A 20960-nucleotide genomic window follows, 5' to 3' on the forward strand; every position below is an offset into this window, starting at 1 on the left:
GGGTCACCGGTTGACCGGGTACTCCCGCACCCTCAGGCGGGCGCGCCCAGGGTGGCGGCGAGGCGGGTGCGCGAGGTGATGCCGAGCTTGCGGTAGACGCGGGAGAGGTGCCACTCGACCGCCTTGACGGTCACCACCAGCTCGGCGGCGATCTGGCGGTTGGTCAGCCCGTCGGCGGCCAGCGCGGCGACCCGCCGCTCGGAGGCGGTCAGCGCGGCGAGCGCCTCGGACTGCACGCGGTGCGGGGTCTCGCCGAGCCGGTCCAGCAGGCGACGTACCCGACCACGCAGCGGCCAGAGCTCCTGGCGACCGGCGTACGCCTCCGCGCCGCGCAGCAGGGCGAGCGCCTCCTGCGGGTCCTCGGTCCCGGGGGCGAGCAGCAGCAGGCCGGCGAGGTCGGTGTCGAGCTGGGCCGCGAGCCGCTCGGCGCGGAATCCGGCCGCGGCCAGCGTCGCCCGCGCCCGCCGGAGCAGCGCGGTGCGGTGGGCGCCGGAGTCGGCGGTGGCCAGCGTGCGCAGCGCGCTCGCCACGGCGTACGGCGATCCGGAGGCCTCCGCGACCGCGAGGTGCTCGCGCGCGAGGTCGGCCCCCTCGCGGAACCGCCCGGTGCGCACCAGCGCGAGCGCCGCGCCCGCCCGCCACGGGACCTCGAGGACGTGCTGGAGGCGGACCTCCGCGGGCGGGTCGAGCGCGGCCAGCACGTCGCCGGCGGCGGTGAACCGCTCGAGCGCCAGGTCGACCTCGGAGAGCGCCGCGGCGACCTCGCCTCGGGCGTGGAGCGCGAACGCGGCGACGTCGGCCTCGGCGGCGTCGACGGGGGACCCCACCGCCGCGTACGTCTCCAGCCGGTCCCCCAGCGCGACCACGTCGCCGAGGTCACCGCGCGCCAGCCGGCACTCGACGGCCGCCAGGGCCGCCCGCACGCCGTCGCGCGGCGCCAGCCCGGACCCGCGCAGCCGGGTCAGCGCCGAGAGGGCGTCGACGACCCGGCCGGCCCGGACCAGGTCCGCCACGCGGTCGACCGGCGCGGTGGCGACGGTGACGACGGGGGCGGCGGTCTCGGGCACGGCCGCCACCCTAGGAAGCCAGGCCGCCCCGCGTGCCCGGTTCGCGCGACATGGCCGCGGGTGGTCCAGCCAGGTCCCGCCCGACGAAGGCCAGCAGCTGCGCGGCGTACGTCGCGTCGTCGGCGACCGGGCGGACCGGTCCGAACCGCACCCCCCGGTCCGCGGGGTCGACCACGACCCCGGCGACGGCGAGCAGCCCGCGGGAGAGGTCCTCGGGCAGCGGCCCGCCGCGGCCGGTCGCCCGGCCGACGTCCCACGCGTGGACGGTGATCTCCAGGGCAGCGGCCGCGACGAGGAGCGGCCCGGCGAGGCCGGCGTCGCCGACCGCCACCGACCCGTCGCCCCCGGTCGGCTCGCCCGCGACGGCCCGGGTCCACGCCGCCAGCAGCGCGCACGCCTTCTCCCGCAGCGCGTCGACCCGGGTGAGCGTCGGCGGCGGCGGGTCGACCCGCACGACGCCCTCGGCAGCCTCGGTGAAGGCGTCGAGGGCGTCCTCCATGTGGGCCAGGAGCGCGCGCAGCGTCCACGCGGTGCACGGTGTGCGCCGGTCGAGGTCGGCGGGCGTGACGTCGGCGAGGGCCATCCGGGCGTAGGCCAGGGACCGGTCGAGCAGCTCGACGGCGCCGTCGAGCGCCCGGGTCACGAGACCGGCTGGTGGTCGGCGGGGAGGCGGTCGGGCAGGCCGAACATCGCGAAGAGCCGGTGGTCGAAGAACGCGGTGACGTGCCTGACCTTGTCCCCGTCGAGCTCGATGACCTGCAGCTGGAACGGGGTGAAGTCGCCCTCGGGCGTGCGCATGTAGAGCCCGTACGCCGGCTGGCCGTTCGCCCACGTGGCGAGCATCGGCATGTCGTGGACCCCGCCGGGGCACTCGTTGCCGATCAGCCAGCCGATGTTCGTCGCACCCTTGAACCAGCTGGTGAACGGCGGCATGTCCCAGGTCGCCTCGGCGGTCAGCATGCTGACGATCTCGCCGACGTCCTTGCGCCAGAACGCGTCGACGTACCGTTCCAGCAGCTGCTGCTGGGCCTCGCTCAGGTCGGGCCGGACGGTGTCCTCGGTGAGCCCGCGGTCCTTCATCTGCGCGTGCGCCCGCTGGAGCGCGGAGTTCACCGCGGCGACGGTGGTGTCGAGCGCCTCGGCCACCTCGGCGGCCGACCAGCGCAGCACGTCGCGCAGGATCAGCACGGCCCGCTGCTTGGCGGGCAGGTGCTGGAGGGCGGCGACGAACGCGAGCCGGATCGAGTCGCGCTCGGCGACCACGACCGCGGCGTCGGGCACCGGCTCCAGCCAGGCGATCTCGTGGTCGGTCTCGAGCGCCTCACCGGCCATCTGGTCGGGCGTGCCGAGGCCCGCGGGCAGCGGTCGCCGGGGCCGGCCCTCGAGGTTGGTCAGGCACACGTTGGTCGCGATGCGGTACAGCCAGGTGCGCACCGAGCTGCGGCCCTGGAAGTCCGCCGAGGCCTTCCAGGCGCGCAGGAAGGTCTCCTGCACCAGGTCCTCGGCCTCGTGCACCGAGCCGCTCATCCGGTAGCAGTGCGCGAGCAGCTCGCGCTGGTAGCGCTCGGTGAGCGTCGGGAAGTCGCTCAGCTCGGGGTCGGTCGTGGTCGTGGTCGTGGTCGTCGTCGCGGTCGCGGTCATGCCCTGTGCCTCCACCTCGGTCAGTCTGCTCCGCTCATCGACCGGCGTCGAGTGCCGAACTCATCGGTGCTCGGGCACCGACCCCGCGGCGAGCTCGAGCGCGCGCCGCGCGGCGGGCTCCGCGAGGGCCCGGTCGGCGGCGACCAGGCCGACGCGGGTACGCCGGTCCAGCAGGTCGTCGACGTCCGCGGCGCCCTCGTGGGTGACGCCGAAGACGAGCTCGGCCAGCGTGACGGGGACGCCCGGCGCGACCGCCGCGAGCAGCGCGGCCTCGTCCAGCCCGGTCACCTCCACGGCCGAGGCGAGCACGAGCGCGGCGTCGGTTCCGTAGCGACGCACCAGCCGCCGGTCCTGCTCGAGCCCGGCGAGGACCGGGCGGGGAGCCGCGCCGAGCAGCGGCAGCGTCCGCGTGCGACACGGACCGGCGGCCAGCCCCGCGGCCGCCGGGGTGGTGAGGGCGGCGTCGACGGCGTCCTGCGCCATCCGGCGGTACGTCGTCAGCTTGCCGCCCACCACGGTGACCATGCCCGAGCGGCCGACCAGCACCGCGTGCTTGCGCGAGAGGTCCGCGGTGGAGCCGCCGGCGCCGGACTCCAGCAGCGGCCGGAGCCCCGCGAACGCGCCGACCACGTCGGAGCGGTGCAGCTGGCGGGCGAAGCAGGCGGAGACCACGTCGAGCAGGAAGCCGATCTCGGGCTCGGTCGGCACCGGCACGTCGGGGACCGGTCCCTCGACCGGCTCGTCGGTGAGGCCGACGTACACCGTGCCGTCGGGCTGGGGGAGCACCAGGACGAAGCGGTTGGTCTCGCCGGGGACCGGGGCGAAGACGGAGACCTGCAGGCCGGGCAGCGCGTCGTCGCGCAGGACGAGGTGGGTGCCGCGGCTGGGGCGGAGCGTGACCTCCTCGGCGAGGTCGCCCGCCCACACGCCGGCGGCGTTGACGACCATCCGCGCGATGACGGTCGAGGTCGCGCCGGTCAGCTCGTCGCGCAGCGACACCTCCGTGCCGAGGGTCCCGCCGCCGGCCGGGGCGGTGCCGAGGACGCGGGCGCGGGTACGGACGGCCGCGCCGTGCGCGGCCGCGGTGCGCGCGACCGTCGTCACCAGCCGGGCGTCGTCCTCGAGCTGGCCGTCCCAGCTGAGCATGCCGCCGCGCAGGCCGGCCGGCCGGAGGGCGGGCGCGAGCGCGAGCGTCTCGGTGGCCGAGAGCCGCCGCGGGCGGGGCAGCGTCTCGGCGTGGGTCCGGGCCCCGCGTCGCAGGGCGTCGCCTGCGCGCAGCCCGGCCGCGGTGAGCACGGCCTGGGCGCGGGTGACGCTGCTGGTGAGCGGGACGACCACCGGCATCGGCCGGGTCAGGTGCGGGGCGGTGACCTCCATCAGCACCCCGCGCTCGACGGCGCTCTCGTGGGCGACGCCGACCTGCCCCTTGGCGAGGTACCGCAGGCCGCCGTGCACCAGCTTCGAGCTCCACCGCGAGGTGCCGAACGCGAGGTCGTGGGCGTCGACGGCCAGCACCGAGAGGCCCCGGGTGACCGCGTCGAGGGCGACGCCGGCGCCGGTGATGCCCAGGCCGACGACCACGACGTCGACCTCGGTCGGCGCGCCGGCGAGGCCCGCGGCGATCCGGGTGGGCGCGAGCGGGGCGCTCACGGCTGCAGCGTCCGGGTGAGCACGACGCGCATCTCGGCCTCGAGCGCCGCCTCGGTGACGGTGTCGTCGACCATCGTGTGCGCGGACATGACGAAGCCGTGGGCCGACAGGACCAGTCCGCGGGCCATCGCTGCGGGGTCCCCCGCACGCACGTCACCGGAGGCCTGCGCCTCGCGCAGCGCCTGCTCGACGAGGTCGAGCACCAGCTGCTGGGAGCGGCCCCGGCGGTCCAGCAGGTAGGGGAGGATCAGCTCGGGGTCGAGCTCGACGATCCGCACGAACAGCTCGTTGCCACGCAGCACCTTCACGGTGCGCACCAGCTTGTCGACCAGGCGCTCGACGACGGTGCGGTCCGGGGCGTCCTCGTCCTCGGTCTCCGCGGCCACCACGACCTCGGTCCACTCCCGGGTCATCAGGTCGGCCAGCAGCTGCCGCATGTCCGACCAGGTCCGGTAGATCGTCATCCGCGAGACCCCGGCCCGGCGCGCGACCTCCGTGAGCGTCGTGCGCCGCCAGCCGATGTCGAGGATGCACGCGCGCGCCGCGTCGAGGTAGCCGTCGCGGGGGCTCGCCGGCTCGTCGGCGCCGGAACCGTTGTGACGAAGTGACGTCATGTGTCACAGTGTAACGCATGAGCACTGCTGCCGCCGCCGTCGAGATGCACGCCAGCCGCTGGGGCGACCCGGCCCGGGCCGGCGCCCTGCCGGAGTCCGCCCGCGGGCTGGTCGAGGCCGTCTTCGGCATCGACGAGCGCCCGGCGGCCACCGACGTCACCGTCCCGGCCCCGGCCCTCGCCGCGGAGGTCCTCGACGCGCTGCGTGCGGCCGTGGGTGCCGACCACGTCCTGCTCGACGACGCCACCCGCCGGCTGCGCACGCGGGGGAAGTCGACTCCCGACCTGCTCCGGCAGCGCGCGGGGGACCTCTCCGACGCACCGGACGTGGTCGTCCGGCCGGCCGACCACGACCAGGTCGCCGCGGTGCTCGCGGTCGCCGTCGAGCACCGCGTCGCCGTCGTGCCGTTCGGCGGTGGGACGTCGGTGACCGGCGGGCTCGCCGCGCGCCGGGAGGGGTACGCCGGCGTCGTCTCGCTCGACCTGGTCCGGATGAAGCGGCTCCTCGCGGTCGACCACACCTCGATGACCGCGACCCTCGAGCCGGGCCTGCGCGGCCCCGAGGCCGAGGCGCTGCTCGCGGCCGAGGGGCTGGTGCTCGGCCACTACCCGCAGTCGTTCGAGCACGCGACGATCGGCGGCTTCGCGGCCACCCGGTCCAGTGGCCAGTCCAGCGCCGGGTACGGCCGGTTCGACGCCCTCGTCGTCGGCCTGCGCGTCGCGACGCCGCGCGGTGAGCTGCGGCTCGGCAGCGCCCCGGCCAGCGCGGCCGGCCCGGACCTCCGGCAGCTGCTGCTCGGGTCCGAGGGCGCCTTCGGCGTGATCACCGAGGTGACGGTCCGGGTGCGGCGGCTGCCGGCCGAGAAGGTCTACGAGGGCTGGGCCTGGCCGTCGTTCGCCGAAGGCGCGGCGGCGATGCGGACGCTCGCCCAGGCCGGGCTGCTGCCGACCGTCCTGCGGCTCTCCGACGAGCACGAGACGGCGATCAACCTCGCCCGGCCGGACGCGATCGGCGCCGAGGGCGCGAGCGGCTGCCTGATGGTGGTCGGCCACGAGGGCGAGCCCGACCCGGTCGCCGCGCGACGTGCCGCGGTCGCGTCGGTGCTCACCGGACTCGGCGGGACGCCGCTCGGCGAGGAGCCGGGCCGGGCGTGGGCGCACGGCCGGTTCGACGCGCCGTACCTCCGCGACGCGATGCTCGACGTCGGGGTGCTCGTCGAGACGCTGGAGACGGCGACGTTCTGGTCGCGGGTGCCGCAGCTGTACGACGCCGTCCGCTCCGCCCTCGTCGAGGCGCTCGGCGAGCCCGTGCTCGTGCTGTGCCACATCAGCCACGTCTACGAGACCGGGTGCTCGCTGTACTTCACCGTCGCCGCGTCCGGGGGCGACGACGCGCTCGGGCGGTGGCAGCGTGCGAAGGCGGCCGCGAGCGACGCGATCGCCGCCACCGGCGCAACGATCACCCACCACCATGCCGTCGGCACCGACCACAAGCCGTGGCTGCCCGCCGAGGTCGGTGAGCTCGGCGTCTCGGTGCTCCGCGCGGTCAAGGCCGAGCTGGACCCGACCGGCGTGCTGAACCCGGGGGTGCTGGTGTGACCCGCTCCTTCACGTTCCTGGTCAACCCCGCCTCCGGGGGCGGCGCCGCCCCCGGCGCGGTCGTGCCGGTCGCGCGGCTGCTGCGGGAGGCCGGCGCGACGGTCGACGTGACCTACTCGCCGGGGCCGCGGGCGATGCCCGGCCTGGTCGCCGCTGCGGTCGGGCGCGGGGACGTCGTGGTCTCCGTCGGCGGCGACGGGATGCTGTCGTCGCTGGCCGGCGAGGTGTCGGCGGCCGGCGGCACCCTGGCCGTGCTGCCCGCCGGACGGGGCAACGACTTCGCCCGGATGCTGGGCCTGCCCGAGTCGCCCGAGGACCTGGCCGCGCTGCTGCTGTCGGGGCCGGCCCGCCGCGTCGACCTCCTGTGCGCGTCCTTCCCGGGCCACCCCCCGCGCGAGGTCGCCGGGTCGGTCTACTGCGGTATCGACGCCCGCGCGGCCGCGCTCGTCGACCGGGCGCACCGGCTGCCGCGGCGGCTGCAGTACCCCCTCGCCGCCGTCGGCGCCCTGCTCACCTACGCCCCCGCCGGCTACCGGCTGTGCGTGGACGACGACGTGCGCGAGCTCGAGGCCGCGACCGTGGTCGTCGCCAACTCCGCCTACTACGGCAAGGGCATGCGGATCGCCCCGCCCGCCTCGGTCACCGACGGCCTGCTCGACGTCGTCGTCATCGAGGCCGCCTCCAAGGCGGCGCTGGTCCGCGCCCTGCCGAAGGTGTACGACGGCGGGCACGTCGACCTGCCCGAGGTCACCGTGCTCTCCGGCCGGCGCGTCGAGCTGGCCGCCGACCCCGCCCGGTCCGGCGGCAGTCCCGTGCCCGTCGGTGGCGACGGCGAGCCGCTCGGCCTCCTGCCCGGGCTGGCCGACGACCCGCTCGTCGTCGAGGTGCGTCCCGGAGCCGTCGCCGTCGTCTGCTGAGCCCGGCGGCGGTCGGTGGCGGGTGTGGGCGTGCTCGAGGCGTCAACATTCGTTCAATTGCGCGGTTCTGTCGGTGCGCAACCGCTTCCACCCCGACGAAACGGCGCAATTGAACGATCGTTGACGCCCGGCCCGGCCCGGCCCGAGCCCGGCCCGGCCCGGCCCGGCCCGGCCCGCCCGGCGCGAGCCCGACGCCGGACTTCTCAGGGGACCCCTGCACTTCTCAGGGGAGATCTGCCCCGATAAGTGCAGGAGTCACCGGTTAACCGGGGACTCCTGCACCCGCCAGCACCTACCCCGCGAACGTCCACACGAGCAGCTCGGTGGGCACGGCGGCAGTGACGTGGTGCTCGGGCTCGTCGGTGAACAGGAACGCGTCGCCGGCGCCGAGCGGCTCGGCGAGCGAGCTGCGGGTGAGCGCACCGGTGACGACGTAGGCGTGCACGCGCGGGGCGACCGGCAGGGTCAGCGTCTCGAGCGGGTCGAGCCGGGCGACGGACAGCACGGCGCCGGGCTGCGGGGAGACCACCTCGACGAGTCCCGCGCCGGGCACGGCGGAGGCCGGCGCCGGCGTGATGGCGTACGTCGGGTCGAGCCCGGCCCGCTCGTCGTCGGTGGCGAGCCAGACCTGCACGAAGTGCGCCCGCCCCTCGGGCATCGCGTGCTCGGCGTGCTCGATCCCGGAGCCGGCGGCGAGCACGGCGACCTGGCCGGGGGAGACGACGGTGTCGCGGCCGGAGGAGTCGCGGTGCCGGAGGCTGCCGGTGACCACCCAGGTGACGATGTCGAGCCCGCTGTGCCGGTGCTCGTCGAAGCCCCGGCCCGCGCCGAGGTGGTGCTCGTCGTGGCAGACCATCGGCCCGAACCGCAGCCGCTCGGGGTCGTAGCTCGCGCCGAACGAGAACGCGTGGTGCGTCACCATCCCGGCCGACCGGGTCACGAAACGGGCAGAACCTCGGCGGATCTCGGTCGTCACGGCCATGATTGTGCCCGTGCCCGCCGCTCCGAACGACCCCGCCCGCGGCCTGCCCGAGCTGCCCGGCCTGCCCGAGCTGCCCGAGCTGCCCCCGGGCTTCCGGTTCGGCACGAGCACCGCGGCGTACCAGGTCGAGGGCGCGGCGCGCGAGGACGGCCGCGGTCCCTCGATCTGGGACACCTTCAGTCACACCCCCGGCCGGACCAAGGACGGCGACACCGGCGACGTCGCGTGCGACCACTACCACCGGTTCCACGAGGACGTCGCGCTGATGAAGGACCTCGGCGTCGGCGGCTACCGGCTCTCGCTGTCGTGGCCGCGGATCCAGCCGACCGGCTCCGGCGCGGTCAACCAGAAGGGCCTGGACTTCTACGACCGGCTGCTCGACGAGCTGCTGGCCGCCGACGTGCAGCCGATGGTCACGCTCTTCCACTGGGACCTGCCGCAGGCGCTCGAGGACGACGGCGGCTGGCTCAACCGGGCGACGATCGACCGCTTCGCGGAGTACGCCGCGCTCGTCGGCGAGCGGTTCGGCGACCGCGTCGAGCATTGGGTGCCGGTCAACGAGCCGAACGTGGTGATGATGATGGGCTACGGGATCGGCATGCACGCCCCGGGCCGCCAGCTGCTCTTCGACGCGCTCCCCGTCGCCCACCACCTGCTGCTCGCGCACGGCCGCGCCGCGATCGCCCTGCGCGCGTCCGTGCCGTCCGGGGTCACCGCGAGCGTCGGCTGCGCCAACAACCACGCCCCGATGTGGCCCGCCTCCGACGACGCCGCCGACATCGGCGCGACCAAGCTGTTCGACGCGCTGTGGAACGGGCTGTTCATCGAGCCGATGCTGCTCGGCCGCTACCCGGTCGACCTCGCCCCGCTGCTCGAGGACGTCGTGGCCGACGGCGACCTCGCGACCATCCGGCAGCCGCTCGACTTCTACGGCGTCAACTACTACAACCCGTGGAAGATCGCCGCCGCCGGCGAGGACGCCGACCTGCCCTTCGAGTTCCGCGAGCTGCTCGGCTACCCGACGACCGACGCCGGGTGGCCGGTCGTGCCGGACGCGCTGCGCGAGTGGCTGATCATGTTCCGCGCGCGCTTCCGCCACGCGCTCCCGCCGATCTACATCACCGAGAACGGCGCGGCGTACCACGCCGGACCCGACGCCGACGGCGTGGTCGACGACCAGGCGCGCATCGACTACCTCGACGGCCACCTGCGCGCCGTCGCGACGGCCGTGCAGCGCGGCGTGGACGTGCGCGGGTACTACTGCTGGTCGCTGCTGGACAACTTCGAGTGGTCCGAGGGCTACTCCCAGCGGTTCGGGCTGGTGCACGTCGACTACGAGACGCAGGTGCGGACGCCGAAGCGCTCCTACCGGTGGTACGCCGACGTCATCGCCGCGCAGACCCGCTCGGTCGGCTGAGGGCCCGGGCCGCTCAGACCGAGTGCCGCACGGCCATCGTCGCGCGGACCGACTCCTCGTCCCAGGGCTCGCCGAGCCACTCGTACATCCCGCGCAGCACGGCCGGGTCGGCGACGTACTCGTCGTAGTGCACGTGGTACGCCGCGTCCCCGAGGTCCGCGGCCAGGCGCAGGAGGCGCTCCTCGTTCTCCTCTAGGTGCTCGGCCTTGCGCGCCCGCTCGTCCTCGTCGCCCTGGGCCCACCACTTGCTCTGCAGGACGTCGGCGTGCGCGCGGGTGTTGACGAGGAACCGTGCGCCGGGGAAGACCTCGCGCAGCCACGCGACGTACTCCTCGAGGTCCGGGTGGTACCACCGGATCTCCTTGAAGCCGGTCACCCGGGTGTCCTCCTCCGGGCGCAGCACGGTGTCGACGACCAGGCGCCGGATGCCGGCCAGCGAGCGCTGCGCGGGGAAGTCGGCGATGCCGAAGAACGGGTGGGTCGGCTGCCGCAGCCGCTCCTTCGAGCCGCGCCGCGACTCGGTGAGCATCGTGCGGTGGAAGGTGAACAGGTGGTGCAGCGCGTCGCGGTTCTCCCCACGGATGAGGTAGCCCGGGATCGCGTTGAGCAGCCCCGAGACCAGCGTCGAGCCGGACCGGCCGTAGGTGACGACGAAGAGGTAGTCGAGGTCGGGGTTCTCCCGCCTGCGGTGCTTGCGCAGGCGCGCCCGCAGCTCCGCGACCTCCGCGGCCGACGCCGGAGCGTCCCCCACGGGCTCAGGCCCTCGGGGAGAGGACGTACATCGACTGGCCGTCGGTCTCGCGGCCGTGGACGTACTCCTCGACGGCGAGCCCCGCGTCCCACATCAGCCCCTCGAAGAAGCGCCGGTCGAAGCGCACGCAGTGCAGGGCGCCCTTCCACTCCAGCTTGAGGTAGTCGGTGGGGTTCTCGACGCAGTCCGGCACGTCGTCCTCGACGAAGGCGGTCATCAGCGCGCGGCCCTCCGGCGCCAGGATCCGCGCGATCGTGCGGGCGTAGCCGGCGACGTCGTCGGTGAGCATGTGGGAGAAGACCGAGTAGGAGTAGAGGACGTCGACGCTGCCCGGCTCCGCCGGGATGTCGTACGTCGCCTGCCCGTCGGGGTTGTAGCGGGCGTTGTGCTGGTCGACGAGCGTGAACCGGGTGTGCTCGTCGGAGAGGTGGTCCTTGGCCCAGGTCAGCAGCTCGGGCTGGACGTCGACGCCGTGGTAGTCCGCGACGTTGCCGAGCAGGTGCTTGACGCCGATCGCGAGCCGGCCGGCGCCGCAGCCCCAGTCGAGCAGCCGCTTGCGGCGGCCCAGGCCGGCCCGCTGGCGCAGCAGCTTGACGTCGCGGATCCCCGCCTGGACGAAGTCGGCGTCCCGCTTGAAGTGCGCGCCGCCCATCCGCAGGGAGTACGGCGGGAGCGGCACGGCCGTGAGGTCCGGCTGGTCGGCGCGGGTGTCGGTCACGGCCGGGAGTCTACGAGCGTGAGCGCCCGGGCCAGCAGGGTCGCCGCGCGGGCGTCGAAGGAGTGCTCGGCCACGACCCGCTCCGCCGTACGCCGCCGGGCGGCCGCGCCCGGCCAGTGCTCGTCCGGCTCGCCGGCGGTGAGCCGCCGGAACTCCTCGTCGGTGCGCCACACGCGGACGGTGCCGGCCGCCTCGCCCAGCGCGTCCTCGAGGCCGGCGACGTCGTCGGAGAGCAGCCGCGCGCCGGTGGCGAGCACGTCGAAGACCCGGTTGGAGACGAACCCCTCGGTCCGCATGTCCTCCCAGTGGTCGTTGAGCACCACGCCGGCGCCGGCGTAGAGCGGGCCGAGCGCGTCGTTGGCCACGTGGTCTGCGGCGACCGGCACGTCGGCGGGCCAGCCCTGCCCGACGACGGTGAGGTTCAGCCCGGTGCGCCGGGCCGCCGCGACGCTCGCACGCAGCTCGCCGCGGGAGTTGCCGACGAAGAGCGCGCGGGGACCGTCCTCGCGGCGCGGCAGGTCGGGATGGAACCGCGTCGGGTCGGTGCACTGCGGCAGCGGCTCGATGCCGTGCCGGGCGGCCCAGGTCGTCGAGGCGGCGAAGGCGGCGTCGTGGGCCGCCAGCTCCTCGGGCGTCACCAGCTCGGGGTGGCTGATCACCCACAGCAGGTTGGTCGTGTGCGCGGGCGGTTCGACCCGCTCGAGGCCGCGGAGGACGAGGGTGACGTCGTCGAGGTCGCGGGTACGCCGCGTGCGGGTCTCGGGGTGGTCGATCGCCACCCACTGGCCCTGCCGCTCGAGCGCGGCGGCCAGCGAGCTCGCGAAGTGCCAGTCGCCCCACCGGCGCCCGCGCGGCGCGGCCGGTGCGGCGATGTCGATCGACCAGCGCAGCGCCCGTCGGCCCTCGCGCACCCGCAGCGGCCGGCCCGGCGCCTCGAACCCGGCGGCCCGCCACCACGCGGCGTCGGCCGCCTCGGGGAGGTCCTCGCCGGTGACCAGCCGGGAGGCGGTCACCAGCGTCGTCACGCCCGGCCGGCCGCGGGTGGCCCGGACCGGGGGCTCGACCGCGTCGGGCAGCGGCAGGTGGGCGGCGCGCTCGACGTCGGCGACCGGGTGGCCCACGAGGACCGGCCCGGCGACGGTGTGGTCGGGGCGGAGCAGGAGCGGCACGGCGGCGCCCACGCCGTCGGCGTCGAGCGCGGCCACCAGGTCGGCCACCCAAGGCCAGCGGGGCGGGCGGACCGCGCCGCGCACCTCGACGACGACCTCGGCCGGCTCGGGCTGGAGCCCGGGGTCGGCCACCACACGGGTGGTCGGCAGGTCCGCGACCACGGCGGTGAGGACCCGGGTCGCGGCCGGGTCCGTCGTCACCAGCCGGCCCGCCACGCCGTCGGTGCCCGCCAGGTGGCGCGCCCACTGGACGGCCCGCGGCAGGTCGTCGACGTCGACCACCACGACGGTCGGGGCGGAGGTGTCCCGCTCCCGGGGCGGGCGGAGCAGCTCGGCGGGGTCGTGGGTGCGCAGCCAGTCCTCGAGCGGGCCGGTCGCGGCGAGGTCGATGAGCGGGTGCGGCGGGCGCTCCCGCTCGGCGGGGTCGGCCAGCCAGAAGCTCAGCGGGTCCGGCGCGTGCCGCGACCACCGGCCCCGCGGGTAGAGCCAGGCCGGCTCGAACAGCGGGTGCGGCGTCGCGCCCTCGGGTCGGCCGCGCACCCAGTGCTCGGCCGCCTCGGCCCGGGAGCCGAACGCCCGGCCGGCCTGCGCGGCGTACCACTCGACGTCGAGGAGCGGGCTGGCCGCGACCAGGGCGACGGCCTCGGTCTCGGAGGTCCGCGGCGGCACGGCCGTACCCTACTCAGCACCATGCCTGCCCCCGCCGAGACCGCTGTGCATCCCGCGCTGCCCGCGGACCTCCGGACCCCGGCGCTCGTGCTCACCGACGAGCCGGACCCGGCTCCGGCGGCCGAGGGCGTCACGGTCTGCGGCGTCGGCACGCGTCCGCCGCGCGACGGCGGCTGGGCGTCGGTCACGCTCGCGCTCGCCGACGAGACCGCGCTGCGGCGGACGGTCTCCGCCCTGCCGCCGCTGGGCCGGGCGCGGTCGCTGGCCGTCGTGCTCCGCTCCGCGGTCTCGCCGGTGGCGCTCGTGCCGCGGCCGGAGTGGCCCGCGCTCCGCGAGCTGGACGTGCGGACGGTCGACGGCAGCGCGGTCACGCGGGTCGAGCTGGCCAAGGGCGTGCCGGTCGCCGACGTGCTGGTGGAGCTCGCGCGGGCGACCGGGTCGGGTGCCGTCGCGGGTCACGGCGGGCTGGTCGCCGCGCCCGGCCTGGGCCTCGGGCTGCCGGCTGTCGCCGACGTGGTCACCGATGACGTGCCCGCCTCCCTCGTGACCGTCCCACCCGCCGAGCCGTCGACGATCCTCGCCGTCGATCCGGTGCCCGTGCCGACCGGGGCGGGCCTCGACGTCGGCCCGCTCGACGAGGCCGTGCTCGGCCCCTGGGGCTCCGCGGCGCCGGCCACCCGTCCGGCCGTCGACCTCGACCCGTCGTGGCGGCCGACCGCGGCCCTCGTCGCCTCCCTGCGCGACGTCGAGGCCGTCCGCGTCGCCTGGCCGGCACCGGAGCGGCTCGTCGCCGCCCTCGCGCTGGCGGGCGTCCCGCTGCAGCCGCTCGGACCGGTCCCCGAGGCCTCGCGACCGCTGCTCGGCGACGCCCTCGCCGACCTCCTCGACCCCGGTGCGCCGCCCGTCGACCGTGAGGTCCGGTCGGTGCTGCTCGCCCGCGCCGCGCACGACACCCACGCGGTGCCGGCCTGGCGGGAACGGGTGGGCGCGCGGGCCGGGGTCCGGGTCGCGACCGCGCCCTCGGTCTCGGTCGTGCTGACCTGCGGGCCCGACGGCGTCGATCAGGCCCGCGCGCAGCTGGCCCGCCAGGTGGGCGTCGACGTGGAGGTGGTCGAGCCCGGCGCGACGCCGGCCGGCGACGTGGTGCTGGCCACCGACGCGTCCGGCTGGTGGGGCCCCGAGGTGCTGGCCGACCTGCTGCGCGCGCGCCGTTCCTCTGGTGCCGACGTCGTCGAGATGCCCGCGGAGGTGGTGCACGTCCAGGCGATCGGCACGACCGTCCGGCGCCGCCTCGCCACCCAGGAGTACGTCGCCGGGCCCGACGTCTCCGCCGGGCTCGCCGGCCTGGTGCTGGTCGACCGCGCGCTGGCCGGCCTCGGGCCGGGCGAGATCCGGGCCTCTGGCGCGACGACGTACCGCACCCACGGGCTGGCGCACGTCGCCCGCCTCCGCGGACACGAGCACCTGCCCGCGCTGCTCCGCCGGGAGCTCGTCGTGGCGCAGTGGCGCGGGCTGCGGCTCGGTCCGCTGGTGGAGCCCGGAGCAGGAGGAGCGTCGTGAGGGGTCAGCCGCGGGTGCGCCGCAACGACTGGAGCGCGATCGAGGTGCCGGAGCCGGGGGCGTGGGAGCCGCGGCTGTCGGTGAGCGTCGTGGTGCCGGCGTACCGCGCCGAGGCGCTGCTGCCGACCGTCCTCGCCGGGCTGGCCGGGCAGACCTACCCCGCGCACCTGCTCGAGGTCGTCGTCGCGAACGACGGCCCCGACGACCTCGCGCTCCCCGAGGTGCGCCCCGAGCGGACCCGGATCGTGCGGGTCGACTCCGGCTGGGGCCGCGCGAACGCGTGCCACACCGGCGCGCTGGCCTCGGACGGCGACGTCCTGCACTGGCTCGACGCCGACATGCTGGTCGAGCGCGAGCACGTCGAGGCGCAGCTGCGCTGGCACCACGTCGTCGACCACGCCGTCGTGCTGGGCCACAAGTGGTTCGTCGACCCGGCGCCGGTGCTCGCGGCCGGCCCCGACGCGGTCCGGTCGGCCGTCGCGGACGGGTCGGTGGCGAGGTGCTTCGACGGGCAGCCGCGCGAGGGGCACGACTGGGTGGAGCAGGTCTACGCCCGCACCGACGACCTGCGCGCCGCGGGGCCGCGGGCGCTGCGCACCCACGTGGGGGCGACGGCGTCGCTGCACCGCACCCTGTACGACGCCGCCGGCGGCATGGACACCTCGCTCGTGCTCGGCGAGGACATCGACCTCGGGCACCGCCTCGCCGAGGCGGGCGCCGTCTTCGTGCCCGACCGGTCCGCGCGCAGCTGGCACCTCGGCCCGTCGCACGTGATGACCCAGCGCGAGGACGTCAACGCGCACAACGACCCCTACCTCGCCGACCGCGTCCCCGACCTGCGGCCCAAGCGTCGGCCCGGCCGGCTCTACTCCGTGCCGTACCTCGAGGTCGTCCTCGACACCCGCGGCCAGCCCCACGACGCCGTCTGCACCGTCGTCGACGCGGTCCTCGCCTCGACGCTCGCCGACCTCTCCGTCGTGCTGCTCGGCGACTGGGACGCCCTCACCGACGACCGCCGATCGCCGCTCGCGGACCCGCTGCTCGACACCCGGCTCGTGCACGCGTCGTACGTCGGCGACCCCCGCGTCCGGTTCCTGGGCTCGCTGCCGGAGGGGCGCTGCCCGGCGATGTTCCGGATGACGCTCCCCGACGCCGGCTGGGCGCCGCGGCGACCGGCCCTCGCCGCGCTGCTCATGCACCTCGAGCGCACCCACCACGGCCTGCGCCAGGTCCACTGCCCCGGCGGGCCGGCCGGCGGCACGGTCATCCGCGTCGAGCGCACCGCCGCCGTTTCCCGCGCCCGTCTCGTCGCCGAGCCGGGGGAGGACCTCGACGACGTCGTCGACCAGCTCTTCGGCTCCTGGTGGCTCGAGGCGGAGGACGCCGGCTTCCAGCCCGTCGCCGAGGTACGCCGCCCCCGGCTCCCCGGCACCGCCGGCCCCGCCCTCGACCCCGCCGAGGCGTGGGACGAGCCGCAGCCCGCTGTGAGACCGGACCCCCGCCCGGCACCACAGCCAAAGCCCGAGCAGCCGACGGACCGTCCCTCGCGGCTCGCCCGTGCCGTCCGCCGCCTGAGCCGCTAGCTCGCGATCCGGTGCCACCTGCTGGCACCGGACCGCGCACGACCGCCGTCGGCGAGGCGATCGGGTGGCAGGCGCTGCCAGGCACATCTCCTAGGCTGAGGGTCATGTCGACGACGCCTGTCCCACCGGCCCCTGCGGTGAAGCGGCGGGTGGTGTTCGTGGTCGGCTCCGGCCGCAGCGGGACGAGCACGATGTCCGGCACGCTCCAGACGCTCGGCATGCACGTGCCGCAGCCGGAGGTGCAGGCCGACGAGACCAACCCGAAGGGGTTCGGCGAGCCCCAGTGGGTGGTCGACTTCCACCACGAGCTGCTGCAGCGGTGCAACGTGGCGGTCTCCGACGCCCGCCCGTCGGCGTGGTTCGAGGCCGGCAAGCTGGCGACCTTCGAGCCCCTGCGCGGCCGGCTGCACGAGTGGCTGGAGCAGCAGTTCGTCGAAGGCGGCCCGGAGGTCGTGGTCAAGGACCCGCGGCTGGCCTGGTTCATGGGCCTGTGGCGCAGCGCGGCGCTGCGGTGCGACGCGACGCCGGCGTACGTCACGATGCTCCGCCCGCCGACCGAGGTGGTCGGCAGCAAGCAGAAGTACTACGCGGGCGGCCGCACCTCCAGCACCGCCGGCGAGATCAGCCGCACCGCCGCCTGGGTCAACATGATGCTTCACACCGAGCGGTCCACCCGGGGCAGCGCGCGGGCGTTCGTGCGGTACCACGACATGCTGACCGACTGGACGATCCCGGTCTTCGGCCTCGGCCAGCTCTTCGACCTCGACGCGGTGAAGTCGGCCTCGGCCAACGACATCCGCAAGGTCCACCAGTTCATCGACCCCAACCTCCGCCGCGTGCAGCTGACCTGGGACGACGTGCGCGTGCCGACGCGCCTGCGCGAGGTCGCCGAGGAGTCCTGGCAGCAGCTGGACCGGCTCGCCGACGACGGCGGTGACACCCCCGAGGCGCACGACCGGCTCGACGAGCTGCGCACGGCCTACGCCGAGCTCTACGAGGAGGCCGAGGCCCTCGCCGAGTCGACCGCGCTGGCCGCGCGGCGCGAGGGCCAGGCGCAGAAGCCGCAGCCCGACCAGCTCGCACCCGGGCGCCGCGGCGCCGACCGCATCCCCCACGGCGTCCGCGCGATGGTGCCGGCGAGCGCCCGCCGCGGCCTGCGCAAGGCGCTCGGCAAGCAGCGATGACCCCCCGCAGCGCCGACCGCGCGCCCGACATCGCCTGCCTCGAGGGCGACGCGACGTACGACGTCCGCTGGGCCTGGCAGGACGGCCCGCTCGACCCCGGGCTGACCTGCGTGTTCCGCGTGAAGAACGAGGCCCGCAACCTCCCCTGGGTCCTGCCGCCGATGCTGCGGGCGGTCCAGCGGGTGGTCCTGGTCGACAACGAGTCCGACGACGGCACGCCCGAGGTGGCGCAGCGGGTCGCGGACGAGTGCGGCGCCGGCGACCGGATCGAGGTCACCTCCTACCCCTTCCGGGTCAGCCGCGCCGGCACCGAGCACCTCGCGACCCCGCCGCACTCGGTGCACTCGCTGACCCACTTCTACAACTGGTCCTTCTCCCACGTCCGCACCGGCTACTCGATGAAGTGGGACGGCGACATGGTGCTGACCGGCGAGGGGGAGGCGCTGCTGGCCGACCTCGCCTGGCAGCTGCACGGCTCCGGCGCGGTCGTCGCCGTCCCGCGGCACCCGCTCAGCATCGAGAGCGAGTCGGTGGCCTGGGTCGACCTGGGCTTCCGGTTCCTCGAGCCGTGGGTCTACCCCATGGGTCCGCAGTTCACGTTCGTCAAGGCCTTCGAGTGGGAGGTCCGGGAGTTCCCGGAGACCTCCGAGCGGATCGTGGCGCCCGAGGGGCTGTGCGTGGAGCTCAAGTGGCTGGACCAGGACGAGTTCGCCCACTGGACCAGCGCCGAGGACTTCGACTCCTCCCGCGCGCCTCGCAAGCGCCGGGAGTGGGAGGTCTACTCCGCGCTGCGCGAGGGTCGCGGCGCGGAGGTCCCGGGCCTGCACCGGATCGAGGCGCCGCCGGGCGTCCACGTCGTCGACCACGTGACCCGCACGTGGCTGCCGCAGGCGCCGCGCCCGCTGGTCAAGCGCCGTGGCCGGCTCGACGTCTGAGCCCGCGCCCGGGCTCGAGCCGGGGCGCCACGACCGGGTCACCCTGCGGTTCGCCGACCGCACCGCGCTGAGGGGGTACCCCGCTCCCGCCGGCGTCCTGGCCCGCACCGTCGAGGTGCTGCTCGACGCCGACCCCGGCCCGCTCGGGTTCGTGCCGCGGCCGGAGTGGCCGCCGCTGCGTCGCTACCGCGCGCACGCGACCGACCGGGGTTGGCGGGTCGTCGTCCGCCTCGCCGGCCACGTCGAGGTGGCCGCGGTCCTCGCCGAGCTGGGGCGGTACGCCGTCCGCCCGGTCGTCGAGGTCACCCAGCGGCGCCCCGGGCTCACGCTCGACGACCGCGTCCTCAACGCCGAGGGCTTCGGCCCGGCCGACGGGCCGGTGGTCGACGTGACCGCGGCCGAGCCGAGCGAGCAGCTGGTCCGCGACCTGCGCGCGCACGCCGCCGCCCACGTCACCGCGACCACGGCCCCGGCCGTCGTCGCGGGGCTCGCGATGGCCGGCGTGCCGCTCGTCGGGGAGGCCCCCGCCGGCCTCGACCGGACCCTCCGGGAGCAGGTCGCCGCCGCCGTCGACCTGGCCGACCCCCGTGCCCGCGAGGAGCACTCGGTCCTGCTGCGCCGGGCGGCCCTCGACGCGCACGGCCCCGTCCGGCGCCAGCCGTCGGTGAGCGTCGTGCTCGCGACCAAGCGACCCGAGATGCTCGACCACGCGCTGCGCCAGGTCGCCAAGCAGCGCGGGGTCGACCGGCTCGAGCTGGTGCTCGCCCCGCACGGCTTCGACTCCGACCCGGTCGGCGTGCAGCAGCGCGCCGGCGTGCCCACCACCGTCCTGCCGCAGCCGCCCGACGCCGTCTTCGGCGACGTGCTGACGGCCGCCTCGCGCGCGGCGGCCGGCGAGCTGGTGCTGAAGATGGACGACGACGACTGGTACGGCCCCGACTTCGTCGCCGACCTGCTCCGCGCCCGCGGCTGGAGCGGGGCGGACGTGGTCGGGACGCCCGCCGAGCAGCACTACCTCGCGCCGCTCACCACCACCGTCACCCGCGGCCACCGCGCCGAGGCGTGGACCCGGTTCGTGGCCGGCGGCACGATCCTGCTCCCACGCGACCTGCTGCGGGAGGTCGGCTGGTGGCGGCAGGTGCGCCGCTTCGTCGACGCGCAGCTGCTCGTCGCCGTGCACGCGGCCGGCGGCACCGTCTACCGCACCCACGGCCTGGGCTACCTGCTGCGCCGCAACGCCTCCGGCCACACCTGGGAGGTCGAGCTCGAGGAGCTGCTCGACCCGGCCCGGGTCCAGCAGCGCTGGGACGGCTTCCGGCCCAGCCGGCTGCTCGAGTGCGCCCCCGACGAGCTACCCCGCGAGTCCCCGGGCCAGCCGTAGCACCACCTCGCGCAGCCGCTCCGGCGACGTCGCCACGTTGAGCCGCACGTGGCCGGCCAGCCCCGGGTGGTAGTCGTGCCCCGCCGACACCTGCACCCGCCCCCGCTCCAGCGCCACCGCGGCCGGGTCCTCGTGGCCGTGGGCCCGCAGGTCCAGCCAGGCGAGGTACGTCGCCTCCAGCGGCCGCATCCGCGCCTCGGGCAGGTGCTCGCCCAGCAGCTCGGCGAGCAGCGTGCGCTGGCCGTCGAGCCGCTCGTGGAGCGCGGCGAGCCACGCGTCGCCCTGCTCGTACGCCGCCACCGCGGCCACCTCGCCGAGCGGCGACCACGAGTCGTTCTGCGCCATCGGCACGCCGGCCAGCCGCGCAGCCGTCGCCGGGTCGTCGCTGACCACCTGGGCGCACCGCAGGCCGGCGGTGTTGAACGCCTTCGACGCCGCCACCACCGCGACCGCGTGCTCACCGGCGCCCTCCAGGGACAGGTAGGGCACGTGCTCGGCCCCGGGCAGCACCAGCGGCGCGTGGATCTCGTCGCTGACCACCCGCGCGCCGTGCCGCGCCACCACGTCGCGGACGCCCTCCAGCTCCGCGCGCGAGTAGACCTGCCCGCACGGGTTGTGCGGCTGGGTCAGCACCAGCGTCGAGGCGCCGCGCGCGAACATCTCGTCCAGCCGGTCCAGGTCGATCGTCACCCGCTCCGCGTCCGGCTCGACCGGCAGGTCCCACCGCTCGCGCCCGCAGACCGCGGGCAGCCCCAGCTGCGGGGGGTACGCCGGCAGCGGCACGACCACCGCGCCCGGCGCGCTCAGCACGTCGATCGCGAGCCGCACGCCCGCCGTCACGTCGACGGTCGGCAGCACCTGCGCCGGGTCCACCCGCCACCCGAAGTGCCGCGCCGCGAACCCGGCGTACGCCCTCCCGAGCGCGCCGCCGCCCGGCTCGAACGACGGGTAGCCGGTGATCCCCGCCGCCACCGCCCCGGCGACCGCGTCGGCCACCGCCGGCGCCAGCGCGTAGTCCATCTCGGCCACCCACGCGGGCAGCACGTCCTCGGGCACCTGGCCCCACTTGTGGACGAGTGCGCGGCGGGCCTCGGTGTCGCTCAGGTCACGGATCACGCGTTCAT

18 protein-coding genes are annotated in these 20960 nt (G+C 76.1%); 8 read left to right on the plus strand and 10 right to left on the minus strand.

The annotated features are described in order from the left end of the window. Positions 1-32: 32 nt before the first annotated feature. From QWY28_RS09700 to QWY28_RS09720, 5 genes are read right to left on the minus strand one after another with little or no spacing between them, the layout of a single operon-like run. Entirely contained in the window at positions 33-1067 is a 1035-nt protein-coding gene (locus tag QWY28_RS09700; RefSeq protein ID WP_300952327.1) for a helix-turn-helix transcriptional regulator, read from the minus strand. A gap of 10 nt (positions 1068-1077) precedes the next feature. Further along, the gene (locus tag QWY28_RS09705) at positions 1078-1710 is read right to left on the minus strand and encodes a TIGR03086 family metal-binding protein (protein WP_300952328.1); all 633 of its coding nucleotides are present in this window, start codon (positions 1708-1710) and stop codon (positions 1078-1080) included. After that, entirely contained in the window at positions 1707-2708 is a 1002-nt protein-coding gene (locus tag QWY28_RS09710) for a sigma-70 family RNA polymerase sigma factor (RefSeq protein WP_300952329.1), read from the minus strand. The genes QWY28_RS09705 and QWY28_RS09710 overlap by 4 nt, the downstream gene beginning before the upstream one ends. A gap of 60 nt (positions 2709-2768) precedes the next feature. After that, positions 2769-4358, minus strand: coding sequence for a glycerol-3-phosphate dehydrogenase/oxidase (locus tag QWY28_RS09715; protein ID WP_300952330.1), 1590 nt, complete (start codon positions 4356-4358; stop codon positions 2769-2771). After that, the gene (locus QWY28_RS09720; RefSeq protein ID WP_300952331.1) at positions 4355-4972 is read right to left on the minus strand and encodes a TetR/AcrR family transcriptional regulator; all 618 of its coding nucleotides are present in this window, start codon (positions 4970-4972) and stop codon (positions 4355-4357) included. The genes QWY28_RS09715 and QWY28_RS09720 overlap by 4 nt, the downstream gene beginning before the upstream one ends. A 17-nt stretch (positions 4973-4989) precedes the next feature. Between QWY28_RS09720 and QWY28_RS09725 the strand changes: the two genes are divergently transcribed. Then, entirely contained in the window at positions 4990-6570 is a 1581-nt protein-coding gene (locus tag QWY28_RS09725) for an FAD-binding oxidoreductase (RefSeq protein WP_300952332.1), read from the plus strand. Then, positions 6567-7487 (plus strand): diacylglycerol/lipid kinase family protein, encoded by a 921-nt coding sequence (locus tag QWY28_RS09730; protein ID WP_300952333.1) that lies wholly within the window; start codon positions 6567-6569, stop codon positions 7485-7487. Before QWY28_RS09725 ends, QWY28_RS09730 begins: the two co-directional genes overlap by 4 nt. Before the next feature lie 292 nt (positions 7488-7779). Here the strand turns inward: QWY28_RS09730 and QWY28_RS09735 are convergent, their stop codons facing one another. Further along, positions 7780-8463 carry a pirin family protein gene (locus QWY28_RS09735; protein ID WP_300952334.1) on the minus strand — a complete coding sequence of 228 codons (684 nt, stop codon included), beginning with the start codon at positions 8461-8463 and terminating at the stop codon, positions 7780-7782. Between the two features lie 16 nt (positions 8464-8479). Here QWY28_RS09735 and QWY28_RS09740 point away from each other — a divergent pair, with 16 nt between their 5' ends. Beyond that, positions 8480-9886, plus strand: a complete 1407-nt coding sequence (locus QWY28_RS09740) for a GH1 family beta-glucosidase (protein ID WP_439117247.1) — start codon at positions 8480-8482, stop codon at positions 9884-9886. Positions 9887-9899: 13 nt separating this feature from the next. Here the strand turns inward: QWY28_RS09740 and QWY28_RS09745 are convergent, their stop codons facing one another. From QWY28_RS09745 to QWY28_RS09755, 3 genes are read right to left on the minus strand one after another with little or no spacing between them, the layout of a single operon-like run. Next, the gene (locus tag QWY28_RS09745; protein WP_300952335.1) at positions 9900-10637 is read right to left on the minus strand and encodes a sulfotransferase family protein; all 738 of its coding nucleotides are present in this window, start codon (positions 10635-10637) and stop codon (positions 9900-9902) included. Between the two features lie 4 nt (positions 10638-10641). Further along, positions 10642-11355: a class I SAM-dependent methyltransferase gene (locus QWY28_RS09750; protein WP_300952336.1), complete on the minus strand. Its 714-nt coding sequence runs from the start codon at positions 11353-11355 to the stop codon at positions 10642-10644. After that, positions 11352-13193 carry a glycosyltransferase family protein gene (locus QWY28_RS09755; RefSeq protein WP_300952337.1) on the minus strand — a complete coding sequence of 614 codons (1842 nt, stop codon included), beginning with the start codon at positions 13191-13193 and terminating at the stop codon, positions 11352-11354. The genes QWY28_RS09750 and QWY28_RS09755 overlap by 4 nt, the downstream gene beginning before the upstream one ends. A gap of 21 nt (positions 13194-13214) precedes the next feature. Between QWY28_RS09755 and QWY28_RS09760 the strand changes: the two genes are divergently transcribed. From QWY28_RS09760 to QWY28_RS09780, 5 genes are all read left to right on the plus strand, one after another. Continuing rightward, entirely contained in the window at positions 13215-14753 is a 1539-nt protein-coding gene (locus QWY28_RS09760) for a hypothetical protein (RefSeq protein ID WP_300952338.1), read from the plus strand. Further along, positions 14750-16336: a glycosyltransferase family 2 protein gene (locus QWY28_RS09765; RefSeq protein ID WP_300952339.1), complete on the plus strand. Its 1587-nt coding sequence runs from the start codon at positions 14750-14752 to the stop codon at positions 16334-16336. The genes QWY28_RS09760 and QWY28_RS09765 overlap by 4 nt, the downstream gene beginning before the upstream one ends. 104 nt (positions 16337-16440) lie before the next feature. Further along, positions 16441-17520 (plus strand): sulfotransferase family protein, encoded by a 1080-nt coding sequence (locus QWY28_RS09770; RefSeq protein ID WP_300952340.1) that lies wholly within the window; start codon positions 16441-16443, stop codon positions 17518-17520. Then, entirely contained in the window at positions 17517-18455 is a 939-nt protein-coding gene (locus QWY28_RS09775) for a hypothetical protein (RefSeq protein WP_300952341.1), read from the plus strand. Before QWY28_RS09770 ends, QWY28_RS09775 begins: the two co-directional genes overlap by 4 nt. After that, entirely contained in the window at positions 18436-19836 is a 1401-nt protein-coding gene (locus QWY28_RS09780) for a glycosyltransferase family 2 protein (RefSeq protein ID WP_300952342.1), read from the plus strand. The genes QWY28_RS09775 and QWY28_RS09780 overlap by 20 nt, the downstream gene beginning before the upstream one ends. On the opposite strand, the gene QWY28_RS09785 is transcribed toward QWY28_RS09780, so the two are convergent. Next, the gene (locus QWY28_RS09785) at positions 19807-20952 is read right to left on the minus strand and encodes a MalY/PatB family protein (RefSeq protein WP_300952343.1); all 1146 of its coding nucleotides are present in this window, start codon (positions 20950-20952) and stop codon (positions 19807-19809) included. The two genes, QWY28_RS09780 and QWY28_RS09785, sit on opposite strands and share 30 nt — an antisense overlap. Positions 20953-20960: the final 8 nt, after the last annotated feature.

This window comes from Nocardioides oceani, assembly GCF_030412965.1.
Classification (GTDB): domain Bacteria; phylum Actinomycetota; class Actinomycetes; order Propionibacteriales; family Nocardioidaceae; genus Nocardioides; species Nocardioides oceani.

Bases quoted from the DNA above. Each gene is read 5' to 3' on its own strand.
- QWY28_RS09760 (WP_300952338.1), top strand. From the start codon at position 13,215: ATGCCTGCCCCCGCCGAGACCGCTGTGCATCCCGCGCTGCCCGCGGAC.
- QWY28_RS09775 (WP_300952341.1), top strand. From the start codon at position 17,517: ATGACCCCCCGCAGCGCCGACCGCGCGCCCGACATCGCCTGCCTCGAG.
- QWY28_RS09710 (WP_300952329.1), bottom strand. From the start codon at position 2,708: ATGACCGCGACCGCGACGACGACCACGACCACGACCACGACCGACCCC.
- QWY28_RS09720 (WP_300952331.1), bottom strand. From the start codon at position 4,972: ATGACGTCACTTCGTCACAACGGTTCCGGCGCCGACGAGCCGGCGAGC.
- QWY28_RS09725 (WP_300952332.1), top strand. From the start codon at position 4,990: ATGAGCACTGCTGCCGCCGCCGTCGAGATGCACGCCAGCCGCTGGGGC.
- QWY28_RS09770 (WP_300952340.1), top strand. From the start codon at position 16,441: ATGTCGACGACGCCTGTCCCACCGGCCCCTGCGGTGAAGCGGCGGGTG.